Origin of the sequence: Maccoyibacter intestinihominis (assembly GCF_040096355.1) — a bacterium.
Classification (GTDB): domain Bacteria; phylum Bacillota; class Clostridia; order Lachnospirales; family Lachnospiraceae; genus Maccoyibacter; species Maccoyibacter intestinihominis.
The window spans coordinates 90,455-102,527 of the sequence record NZ_JBBMEX010000008.1 but is presented as its reverse complement, the minus strand read 5'-3'; the positions used below and the strand labels follow the sequence as shown (position 1 = coordinate 102,527).

Here is a 12,073-nt window from a genome sequence, read left to right as displayed (position 1 = left end):
AATAGTAAGACACCATCGCCTTACTATTTTTCATCTAATTTCATATATAATAATATTTTCACTTGAAAGGATTTCTCCGTATGGCAGATCTCCATCTGACCATGATATTTTTCTACTACGAGTTTCACATTTTGTAATCCTATTCCATGTCCTTCTTTCCTGCTTTTCGTTGTCAGATAAATTCCATTCCGCACTTTTGGTGTATCTTTTATGCTATTCTCAATCTGGATATTCATGATTCCTTTTCCTTAATACATCTGAAACGATAATCTCCTTTCATCTGAAGCTGCTGTCCCACGAATAGCATTATCCATAAGATTTCCCACTATTATACTTATATCAAATAATTCTTCCCCTATATGATTCGGTATTTCTACAGAAATCTCCGGATTTTCAATTACTGATTTCGAATCTTCCAAAATATAATTCAGCAGATTATTCATATTACGGTTTTCTGTATATAAATGATGACATAAGGCTGTTCCGGCTATATTCTCCATTTGTTTCAGATACGATAGAATCTCTTCATTTCCTCCCGTTTTTGCCATTGCCCCTATTGTTGTAAGATGGTGCTTGTAATCATGATGTATCTTATTCAGCCTGTCCTGTGATTTCATCATCATCTCCAGTTCTTTTGCATACTGGCTCATCTGAATTTTCATCTCTTCCTGTTTTGCTGTTTCAATATAACTTTTCTGAACCTCATCGTGCAGATAGAAAATAAACACATTGATAAACAGTAAGAATAATACAATCGTAGACCGCACACCTCTTCTGTCTGGCAGCAATATCCTGATACAGACTATAATGCTGATCACCGGGACAGAAAGCATAGCAAGCCAATGACGGTTCTTTATATAATAACTTCTCTTTACACCTACTTTTCTTTCAATAATGACTTCCAGTAAAAAGAATATAAAATTTCCCATTACAATAGTTCCCGGTCCCATGTGATGATGCACCGGATTTCTTGCTACCGCATACCGTTGAAAGAACACGATTGGAATCCCATCACATAAAATTCCCATAATATATACCATAAGTGTATTCCAGACATGATGTTGCCAGTCTGCCTGATATGCCACTGTTATAATTAACAGAGCTATCAGCTCAAAGATCAGATCTCCGTACATCGTTCCCCACTGCATGCTTCCCCAGCATGAAAGCAGATATGCACAAAAATATGCAAATAGCTTTTGTGTATCCTCATTTTTTGGATACAGGATGGTATTGTAACGGAACACAGTATAAATCCAGAATAATTTACTTGTCAGATAAGTGATCAAATGGATATTCATAATCTTTTCTTCTCCGTTTGTAATAGTCTTTCCCTGACCTTCTTGCGATTTGCTTTACTGATACTGAGACGTGTCTTGTCTTTCATAACCACGTTGTCATATTCGTAATGCTCCACGTGTTCCATATTGATGAGATAGGACTTGTGAATCAGTAAGAAATATTCTTCTGTTACATCCGCTACATCCTTTAATTTTCCTCGATATTCATATTCTTTTTCCGATGTCACGATATGTACTCTTTTTCCCAGACTATAAAAATACAGGATCTTGTCATAAGAAATCTTGTGGATTCCTTTTGTATCCGTATATTCAAATATTTTCTTCCGTTCTTTTAACAGTTCCCGTAATTCACCTATCACCCGGAAAAGTTCTTCCTCTCGGATTGGCTTTACAAGAAAATCAAATGGATGAATACGGAATAATTTCATAGCATATTCCTGATATGTTGAAATATAGGTAATCCGCAGTTCTTTTCCATAATTTTTCTTTCGTATCTCCGTTCCGATATCAATTCCATTCTCATGTTCCAGACAAATATCAAGGAATAACATATCGTAGGATTCTTCTTCCAGCCTGTTAAGAAGCTGCTCCGCAGAATAGTATATTTCTATAGATATCTGACAGTCATTCGCTTTCCCATAATGGAGCAGCTTCTGTTCTAACCAATTACATAGGATGATGTCATCATCACAGATTGCAAGTTCTAGCATATTTTCTTACCCTCAGTCTTTCGTAACACGACAAATGGGGAAAAGAATCCCCTTCAATTCTTTTCCCGAATGGACATCACTAATTTTGTGTCATTTTTCCGATGCAACAGCACCACTTCCTTTGCTGTCTTATTTTGTCCTCTATATAATAAACACTTGAACAAGAAAAAACTGTCGCCATTTTATAATTTATTTATATTTTTTATGTTTTATTTATATTTTATCCAAATATTACAGCGATAACTAATAATGTCACCCCCTGCATTATTCTTTTTATTTTTAGCGTCATTTGATAAAACATCAACGTTTTTGATGGCAAAAAGGGAACCTGCAAAACCAGATTCCCTTTAAAATACATGCTCTTCTCTAAAAGGATGATAAATCCACCATCCTCTGCTTATTTTTAAAAACTTTTTCCTTTTTTACAATACTTATAAATATTAAATGGTTTTTCTTTTTTTTCAAATAAAATCCCTGTTGTTTTAATAATTTTTATAAGTTCATCCGACTCCATATCTGTCGTTTTAAATATAAATATTTTCTTTTCATTTGTTATGAAAAAAAAGAAGTTTTTATATAAGAACATTCTATCAATATTTTTAAATTCATAAATTTGATCTTCATCTATTTTAATTGCGTTTTCATCGATATCCACCGTTTCATATCCTGATCTACCCCAGACAAATTCATGAACATTTTTTTCAAAATTTTTACCAATCATTTGATACCAAATAATCCAAGCCACACAAGCCACACAAGTTCCAATCCCTATTCCAAACATCAAATAACTTTCCGACAGATAACAATTAATCGACAGTAAAAATTCTACAGGTGTAAAAATATAGATAATCATTCTACTTTTCTGTCTTGTTTTAAATAATTGATTAGGAATTATAAACCCAAGCGAAAGCATTCTTTCTAATTCTTCCCTATCCTCATCTGACACAATTGATTTAATATGCATTCTTCTTAATCCCCCTTTTGCCAGAGGTCCTCTTTATAAAATCGAACCTCTGGCCATTGTCTCTTTTATTCTTTTACAATTTACAGTGCTTGAATCAACAAACCAAAAACAGTACCTGCTCCAGCTGAAAATAAAGCAATAATTGACGGAATTGCATTTACAACTAATGCACCCGCAAGAACTAATATTACGGCTCCTGCCAGTATATTACTATGCTCTTTTGTGAATTCTACAACATTAAATTCAAGACCACTATTAGAATTTAATGTCATTGTAAAAATCAAAGCAACCGATATTGTCCACTCTTTTTCCTCTTCTGGCAGCAAATCTGATGTACTAAATACAATGGAAAACTCTACACTATTGGCAAAAACATTATTTATTTCAAAAGCAATATTACCAGATTTAACCGATAAAGCAATTTTTTCTATCGTATTTCCAAAGTTATCTGCTCCCTCTATACCTGTATCTGATAAATTTGATGAAATCTCCATAATTTGATTTTTGCAAGTTTGTGTCAATTCTCCATCATTTCCTATATCCACTTTTATATTATAAATTTTACCAGTTGAACTTTCAAGCGATGTGGATATTTTAGTAGAAATATCAATTGCTCCTTGAGGACTCATCATTGTTCCCAGTGAAATTTCCTTATCATACTCCACACCCACATCCATAATTTTATTCAGATAACCAAGCGGCTCCATTACATTATAGACATATTGATTTCGTGCTATTTTTACCTTTGCCCGAAGATTTTCTTGCGCTATTTCCTCATCTGTTTTTGTCGATACGGCATCGAACTTTTTAAATCCAGTATCTCTCCCTGAATATGCATCTTTATCCAGTGGGAACGAAGGTGATGAAGAAAATGAGTTCAACTCACAAAATTGATCAAATGCCCAGTTCTTCGGCATCGAATATCCCAAATTACAGCTAAATCCAGTTGACATATCTGCCACAAATGATTTACTTGCCAATCCTGCTTCATAAACTTTAGTACATACATATCTTGGTGCATAAATGCCGACTTTATAATTTTTATCATTTGTCGAACTGAAAAAGATCATGTGAATCTGTTCAAAATAAGGTATAATAAATGTATCAATCTGATATGAATAACAATCAAAATCCACTGCAAAGTATATAGTCGTTCCACTTGGTATACCGATTCTCTCGGCTGCTAAAATTGCTGTCTGTGCATCAACACTTCCCTGGGACGGATCCTTAAAATAGTTTAATTCATATCCTCCATCCTGATATATCGGGAATACCGATAATCCTGCATTTTCAATGTTTTTCACTTCTGTTGATGTCAAATATTTCGGTGTATGTTCTTTTCCAACAGAACCTGTCAGATAACGTCCTACATGAGTATACCCTGCATTTTTTATATCTAATGCCTGTTGTTTATTTAATACTGTTGCACAGTCACACGCTTTTGCTGCCCTGTTTGTATCGCCTTTACTCGTAAGCAATGATTTCATAGTAGAAACATTTACTTTTCCTTTTGTTACAAGTCCAATTCCTGTCAGACCATAAAACTCCTGAAATTCTGACACCTTTGACTCTGTAGTCGAATCAAACACGCCATCGAATCTTCCCGGATTATATCCGTTAAAATATAGTCCGTATTGAGCAATCTTATTAAATGGAACATATTTCGTCGAGTTCTGTCCGTTCTGTAATGTACCCGGAAACGCATTTGTTGTTGCATCGCCAAAATTAACTGAATTCAAATCTGTAATTAATTCAGTTGTAACTCCTTCAGCCGCCTGCAATGCACCAACTAAAGACAAAATTGTCTGTCTTGAGGCAATTCCATCACAAGGTCCAACACCAATAACATCTGACCAGTCACTATTTAATTGCTGTTGAATAAGAACAATATTGGAATCCCCACCAGAAACCTTTGTAAACCAGTTTAGGGATAACAATCCAGACCAAACTTTCCAATCAATTTTGCCCGTAACTTCCAGTCCTGCATTTTCCTGCATCTTTTTAACTGCATTTACTCCTGATGTATAATAAATTCCAGTAATTCCTCCAGCAGCATATCCTTTGCAAAACAGAGCACACTGAATCAAGCATACATTAACCTGCGGAGTATCATTCGGATCCATTTTTGTAATAATGGCTAACTTCTTCATGGTATTAATAGTAAGTGGTCCAACCGTTCCTGTAATCGTTGAGATTCCATTCTGAATCTGAAATGCACGAATGATTCCCTGCATCACGGCTGTTCCGGTCTTTCCATCTTCATCCAGTTTTACCCAATCCTTATGTCCACCAAACATCGCATTTAAATATTTTTGTGCTGCTTTTACATTCTGATCACTCATATTCACTACCTCCTAATTCAAGTCAATTATAAAGATTTCTAACTCTTTATATGTCTATCACTAAAAGTTACAATAACAATTTATCAATCAACTGTGCCTATTTTGTGACTATTTTCCAAAGGATTCATTAACTCCCTTATAAAATCCTTAACAAATTATGAAAGAAACCATCAATTTATCACCCCATATCCCATTATAGAACTGTAATCTACTGCATAATTTCTCTGCCGTACCTGATCACTGGAATTTCCCTCAATCGTGTAAACTCTTCCACCTTCACACTTTTCTACTATTCCTACATGATCCGATGTTCCATCATGATCCCAGTCAAAAAAGATGATCATTCCAGCTGTCGGAGTTGTTCCGCCACTCTGCCACTTATTCTTTCCCTGAAACCAGGACACTCCATCACTGCACAATGAGAATTTAGGAACATTCCCACTTGCAATCAGACCGCTCTGATCCGCACACCAGCTTACAAAACAGGCACACCATTCTACCCGACTGTCAAATCCGTACCAGCTCCAGAACTTCTGACCGCCACTGTTTCCAAGCTGCCCCATTGCAACCGACACAATCTGCTGATTACCAAACAAACCAGCAAACAGGCTGCCACCGGAATAATACCGCATCACATGGGGAACGTATTGGGGATCTCCGTAACTGCTCCATCCATGCGAAGCTGCCTGTTCCTGTGAAAACTGCAATGCATTGGCTTCTGTATAACCGCCTCTTTGCAATGCCCATCCTATGTAGCCATTTCCATAGTTATATCCCTGCCATGCAAGTTTCAGCTTGTCCAGATCCTGTGGACTGCTGCATCCTGCCTGTCTGATACAGTCTGCAAAGGTCTGTACTCCAACCTCTATCGAATAATCCGGATCAGTAATAGAACCAGGAGTGTGTGGGAATCTTGTATTATATGGACTTTCCGAACACTGCATCGGGTCTGTTCCCCTGCCTCCAGATTCCTGCATCATGATGGCCTGTATCGCAGACACATATTCCGGAATGCCGTATTGGGATGCATACTGCTGTATCACAGAAGTATACGCAAGCACTTCTTCACTTAGGGATTCGGAGCTTTCCGAATTACTGCTGAAAGCTGCTCCTGCAATGATTCCCACAATCAGAATAAATACCAGAAGAAATGCACTACCTCCGGCAGCAATCCATTTTCCCATTTTTTCAAGAGCTACTACCCCTTTTTGAATCGCTGCTGTAATTCCCTGTACGGATAACTTTGAACCCTTTCCAGTTACCTGAAGGACTGCTTTTCCACTTTCTGCCGATGCCTGTGCTGACTTTCTTGCCATCTGGGCTGCTCTTGCTTTCTGCATCGCCTGAAGACTTTTTTCCATCTGCTGTTTCTGCATGGATGCCTGTGTCTTTATTTTTTCTTGAGACAGACCGGATACTTTTACCACTCTCGGTGCTGCTTTCACCTGCCGTTTACCATTCTCCTTGGCAAAGGCGACCTGCTCCGGTTTCAGCTTGATTAATTTCTTTCCGCTTTCTGCCCCCTGCTCCATTGCTTCTTCAGCGGCTTTCACTTCTTCCTGTCTGTTTTTTCTTTCCTTTATCTTCCTGTAGGTCACTCCGGCAAGTTTTTTTCCACCTTGATATGTGGTTTTCCCTATAGTTTTTCCTGCCACACTCGCCGCCCTGTACTGTACGGATTCTATTTTTTCAGTTCCATACTGTGTTGGGGAGTCTGACTGCCCACTGCTTTTTTCATGTTGTTCCCTTGGCTTTTCTTTTTCTTCCAGTACCGTCTGGCGAACCAGCTCTTTCGGAAGCCGGGCAGCCGGATTTCGAATCTTCGGATTCTTATCCTTTACCCGTTCCTTGATATCTCTCATCCGGTCACCCTCTTTCCGTATCTCTTATCTCATCGGGCAACATCCCGATGTTTCTTTTTTTCCTGCTGTTTCTGCAACTGCTCCAACTGTCTGATTGCTTCATTTACCAGTGGATGCTCGTTGTAATATGGCACAAGTTCCAAATCCCCCCTGTCTTTTGATGACAACGGTAATGGATATTCCATGTCTGAATAAATTGATTCTGGATCATGGATAGAAAACTCAATAGCAGGACACATATTGGCAGATGTTCTACAATACTTCTGGTACTTTTTATATGCCTCTTCCAGCGTTCTGCATTTTGTATATTCTCCTAAATCATGGAACTCACCGCACTCTGCAGCATAAAAAGTTATCGTTACTTCTTCTTTTTTCTTCATTATGATTCTCCCGGTTTTGTTGTCATTAGTTTATAAAGGTCTGTATTCTTTGGGAATGTATTCTCAAATGGTACGATATTCCCAGAGCAACGGATCAGACCACTGCCGACCGATACATTTGTAATATAGGACAGTTGGTTTTCGGAAATATTCAAAAGAGCTGCCAGTTCTTCCCTGTCTGTACTTGCCTGATTCAAAAGAATCAAAAACTCACTGTTTGCCAACATCAGTCTTGCAGTGTCCGATTTCAGAAGTTCCTCAACATTTTGGGTTAAACCTGTCACGAATCCATTGTATTTTCTGATTCTCTTGTACAGTCGGTAGAAGAAATTTGCACTGTATTCATAGCGGAATAACAGATAGAACTCATCGGCAAATATCCATGTCGTTTTTCCTTCTTTCCAGTTCTGAATTACCCTGTTGAAAATACTGTCTAAGGTAACCAGCATTCCAAGAGGCATAAGCTGTTCCCCCAGTTCCCGGATGTCATAATCCATGATCCTGTTCTTCTTATTCACATTGGTCGGCTGTGCAAAGGTGTTCAGGCTTCCATTGATAAAAAGTTCGGATGATAATGCCAGTCCTCTTGCCTCTTCTTCCGGCTGTAACATCAGCTGTCGGTACATATCTTTCAATGTCGGAACTTCTCCGGTATAACCACTTCGGATATAATCCCGGTACACATCTGCAGCACAGCGGTCCAGAATCGACTTTTCTTTTGCCGACAGGTTTCCTGCTCCAACCAACTGTTCAAATACAGACAGAATAAACTCCGATTTTTCAATCAGTGGATTCTTTTCATTTCCGTAGGCTGCGTCCATATCCATTGCATTCAAGTGATTGTCTGATGTCGCAGATACTTTTACAACCTGTCCACCCAAGGCCTCTACTAATTTTGTGAATTCGGACTCCGGATCAAGAATCAGGATATCGTCATCGGTACTCAATGCCAGATGCACAATCTCTTCTTTTGCTGAAAAGCTCTTTCCTGATCCACTGACACCCAACCGGAAACTGTTTCCATTCATCAGTTTCTTCCGGTCGGCTACCAGAAGGTTCTTGCTGACTGCATTCTGCCCATAATAGATACCTCCCGGCTGCAGGATTTCCTGTGTATGGAACGGGATTAAAACAGCCGTTGATTCCGTTGTCAGTGTACGCAGGGCATTGATCTTTCGCAGTCCATAAGGAAGCACTGTATTGAGTCCGTCCACTTGCTGCCACTTTAATGTTGCCATCTGACACAGATGCTTTCTTGCGATTGACAGAATCAGTTCCGTATCGGAATCCAGTTGCTTTTTGCTGTCTGCCAGATGTACCATTGTCAAAATCCCGAACATCATACGCTGGTCTCTGGTTGTCAGATCATCGAGCATTTCCTTGGTTTCTTTTCTCTGAAGTTCCATATCGTATGGTACGATTGCCGAGAAGTTATTATTAGCGTTCTGCCTTCTCTGCCAGTTGGTCACGTTAGTTTCCACACCAAGCAGTCGGTTCTGGATTTCCCTTACCGCTTCATCCGTAGGGACTGGCAGGATATCAATCGACAACATCAGATTCCGGCTGAAGTCACACAGTTCTGAAATCATGTCATCTTTAACATAACTTGCATAATCCTGCATATACAGGACTCTTCCGTACCTGTCACCGATTTTAAAATGGTCACGTTCAAATTCCATAGAATCCGGACACATCCAGTCCTTGAAACTTGTTCCCTTCTTGGCAAATTGTTTCAGATCAAATGGGAATGCCTGTGGGACATCTCCCTTGAAGAAATCCCTGAAAATCTGGAGCCGGCTCTCTGCGTCCAGTCCTTCTGCTGTGGACGATAACTTTGCCAGATGTGTTACGATGTCTGTTCCGATACGTGCAAAATAGGTTCTTGCATCATCAATCGATCTTTTATGTACACTGACGGTCAGATACCGTTCCTGATAGATGCTGTTGTTTGTTCCTGTAATCTTAGACAGGAGCATTTCGTTGTATTCTTCCCGATAGTGGTCCAGTCCATCTTCCTTCATTGGAAGCAGAATAGACTTTTCGAATTCTTCTTTATTGATTCTCCGGTTATTGATGGTAATTTTGGCAGAAATGCCGGAATCCAGTGAATTTAAGAGTTCAGAATAATCCAGAAACATTTCTGTCTTATTGTCCTTACTCGCAATATAATAGTTGATATCTGTAAAACGATATGTTTTTGAGAATTTCGTTCCCTGTTGAAAAATTCCATCCGGCCAGATTCGCTGGATGGGAATTGCCTGTTGGACGGATTTCGGAACTTTGAAGCGTTCCTTATCCATCCGAAGTGCCTGACTTAAGGTTTTAATCAAAGGCATCACTCCTTCCCTTGCGTTTCTTTCTCTGTTTTGCTTCTGCTTTTTGCTCCCGCTCTTTTATGATTTCTGCTCCATCCTTTTGATTCTTTTCTCCCAGCGAGATGGTCTCCTGCATGCAGGAGTAGTAGATATCTTCCGACTGAAACACCAGTTTCTTCGGATACAGCAATTCGGATTTGATCACTGCCCATAAAAACTGTTCGGCTGTCATACCATGATATTTGAAAAAGCCACAGGCAGCAAATGGAGCAGCACCAAGCACACACAGCCATCCGGTTATTTCCTGTCCGGTAATATCACGCATTCCAAAGTAAATTCCGACTGCTGTAAGAATCGCAAGAACAGAACACACACATTGTCTCAGGTCCAGTCCCATAAACATGGATTCCTGATAGTCCCTGATTTCTTTGTTCATCTTTACTTCCATAAATTATCGTTCCTCTCCCCTGTTTTGTTTCTTCGTTTTCTGTGGTTTTTCTTTTGGTACTTCTATCCCGGCAAATCTACAATGTTCTGCAACGCCTTCCGGATCAAATTCCGCAAGTCTTGCTAGATCAAACGCTACCTTCTGATAGGTTGCATATCCTGATCTTCCTGTTTCATTCAACACTTTTCCAAGTTTATGTTCCTTGATAAAATGAAGCATATCCTTGGTAAAATCTCCTGTTATAAAAGCCTCATTTGGCTCTAAAAACTGATAGGGCAGATTAATGGTTACATCTCCAAAATCTTCCCATTCTCTCCCTTCCTTATGGCAGAGTCCTACATATAAATTTCCATTGTTCCGATAAGAGCTCACTCGTATTGCTACTGTCTCACGTCCAAATTCCCAGTTATATCTTAATGTTTTCTTTATATCCATATTTTTAACCTCCAAGTCCCATCATTTCTCTGACAATACGGTCAGATGCCTTAATTGCTCCAACCAGCACCAGTAAATTAAATACCAGTTCTCCGACATAGTTCCACACGATTGTAACTGCACTCAACTCCGTATCTCCGACAGCCGGAGGGCTTGCTGCATAAGCAGAAAAGATAATACATGCCAGTGCAATAATTGCCCCTTCCAGACATACGCCTACATAAGAACGGATAAAGTTCTTTCCAATGGACTGCGTGGGTTCTCCTGCAAATGAGGAAATCGGAATCGGGGCGATTGCCGTATACATATAGATTTTGAACATTCTGCCATACACTGTCAGGATCATTACAAATGACAATACAGTGATCAGCAGACTGCCAAGCAGTGTAACAATCCACAACGGAATGGATTCCAGCATTCCCACGCTCTCAATCTTATCTACAATCTCCGTTGGCAGTTCCGTCACGCTTCCTGCCATACTGGAGCCACTCATTACGGTTGTCACGATTCCCTGCACAATGGAAAACAGTGCCTGCATAAGTTCCATCCCGTATGTAATTGCTCCCTGAGCAAGTGCAAACCGGATAAATGCTTTTAGCACATGTTCCGGCTTTTTCAGATCTGTAAAACTGCCACACGTTTTAATGATTCCGGCTGCGAAAAATAATACCAGTAATCCATAAGCAATGGCTGTCAGTGCATCATTAATATTTACCATAATCCGCCAGATGCCGCCGCCCTTAAAAGTTGCCGGATTTTCGGTCAGCAGAGTCCACAGTTCTGCCATCTTTTCACTCCATGTGGATAGTGCTGAGTTTAGATTCTGTACAATCCAGTTATCACTCAAAAACTCTCACCTCCTTAAACATATTTTTGAATACAGGAGTACCTTCCGGCACTCCTGCTGTTTCCTGATATATTTTTTCAAAGAGGCTTACGCCATAATCAAATCGAGGATTTCTTTGGCGAACGTAATAATTACCCCTCCGGCCAGTGTCAGAAATCCATTTGCCCTCTGGCTTGGATCATGGCTTTTTAAAGACAGACCAACCTGCACAACACCAAATCCAAGCAAAATCAAACCGATCGCACGAATCAGAGAAAAAATAAAGGTAGACAGGTTATTGATAACGGACAACGGATCTCCGGCTGCGAATGCGGTCGTTGCTCCAACCGTTACGGTCAGTACCAGTGCCATATAAAGGCTCATCCACTTTTTCTGTTTTCTCCCCATCGGCATCGGGGTTATCATTTTTTCAGTTGTATTCTTTTTTGTTCTATTTTTTTCTCCTGTGAGAAGTTTCTTCAATACACATCAC

At 39.5% G+C, this 12,073-nt stretch carries 12 protein-coding genes; all 12 read right to left on the bottom strand.

What is annotated here, in order from left to right:
- Positions 1–23 precede the first annotated feature (23 nt).
- Positions 24–236, bottom strand: a complete 213-nt coding sequence (locus WMO43_RS09065; RefSeq protein ID WP_243187882.1) for a GHKL domain-containing protein — start codon at positions 234–236, stop codon at positions 24–26.
- A 12-nt stretch (positions 237–248) separates the two neighbouring features.
- Complete coding sequence (locus WMO43_RS09060; RefSeq protein ID WP_243187884.1) at positions 249–1,298, bottom strand: ATP-binding protein; 1,050 nt, start codon at positions 1,296–1,298, stop codon at positions 249–251.
- Positions 1,295–2,008 carry a LytR/AlgR family response regulator transcription factor gene (locus WMO43_RS09055; protein WP_015513340.1) on the bottom strand — a complete coding sequence of 238 codons (714 nt, stop codon included), beginning with the start codon at positions 2,006–2,008 and terminating at the stop codon, positions 1,295–1,297. Before WMO43_RS09055 ends, WMO43_RS09060 begins: the two co-directional genes overlap by 4 nt.
- A gap of 403 nt (positions 2,009–2,411) precedes the next feature.
- Positions 2,412–2,972 carry a hypothetical protein gene (locus WMO43_RS09050; protein ID WP_006426967.1) on the bottom strand — a complete coding sequence of 187 codons (561 nt, stop codon included), beginning with the start codon at positions 2,970–2,972 and terminating at the stop codon, positions 2,412–2,414.
- 80 nt (positions 2,973–3,052) lie between these two features.
- Positions 3,053–5,314: a glycoside hydrolase domain-containing protein gene (locus WMO43_RS09045; protein WP_007884642.1), complete on the bottom strand. Its 2,262-nt coding sequence runs from the start codon at positions 5,312–5,314 to the stop codon at positions 3,053–3,055.
- A 170-nt stretch (positions 5,315–5,484) separates the two neighbouring features.
- On the bottom strand, positions 5,485–7,176 hold the full coding sequence (locus tag WMO43_RS09040; RefSeq protein ID WP_353530958.1) for a lysozyme family protein: 1,692 nt from the start codon (positions 7,174–7,176) through the stop codon (positions 5,485–5,487).
- A gap of 29 nt (positions 7,177–7,205) precedes the next feature.
- A complete protein-coding gene (locus WMO43_RS09035) occupies positions 7,206–7,556 on the bottom strand; it encodes a hypothetical protein (RefSeq protein ID WP_151165045.1) in 351 nt (116 codons plus the stop codon).
- Positions 7,556–9,886 (bottom strand): VirB4-like conjugal transfer ATPase, CD1110 family, encoded by a 2,331-nt coding sequence (locus WMO43_RS09030; RefSeq protein ID WP_229027113.1) that lies wholly within the window; start codon positions 9,884–9,886, stop codon positions 7,556–7,558. The genes WMO43_RS09035 and WMO43_RS09030 overlap by 1 nt, the downstream gene beginning before the upstream one ends.
- Positions 9,879–10,319, bottom strand: coding sequence for a PrgI family protein (locus WMO43_RS09025; protein WP_015513337.1), 441 nt, complete (start codon positions 10,317–10,319; stop codon positions 9,879–9,881). Before WMO43_RS09025 ends, WMO43_RS09030 begins: the two co-directional genes overlap by 8 nt.
- Positions 10,320–10,322: 3 nt before the next feature.
- Positions 10,323–10,754, bottom strand: coding sequence for a DUF4313 domain-containing protein (locus WMO43_RS09020; RefSeq protein WP_195257200.1), 432 nt, complete (start codon positions 10,752–10,754; stop codon positions 10,323–10,325).
- Between the two features lie 4 nt (positions 10,755–10,758).
- Positions 10,759–11,601: a VirB6/TrbL-like conjugal transfer protein, CD1112 family gene (locus WMO43_RS09015; protein WP_172590441.1), complete on the bottom strand. Its 843-nt coding sequence runs from the start codon at positions 11,599–11,601 to the stop codon at positions 10,759–10,761.
- 87 nt (positions 11,602–11,688) lie between these two features.
- On the bottom strand, positions 11,689–12,006 hold the full coding sequence (locus WMO43_RS09010; RefSeq protein WP_044927371.1) for a glutamyl-tRNA amidotransferase: 318 nt from the start codon (positions 12,004–12,006) through the stop codon (positions 11,689–11,691).
- Between the last annotated feature and the right edge of the window lie 67 nt (positions 12,007–12,073).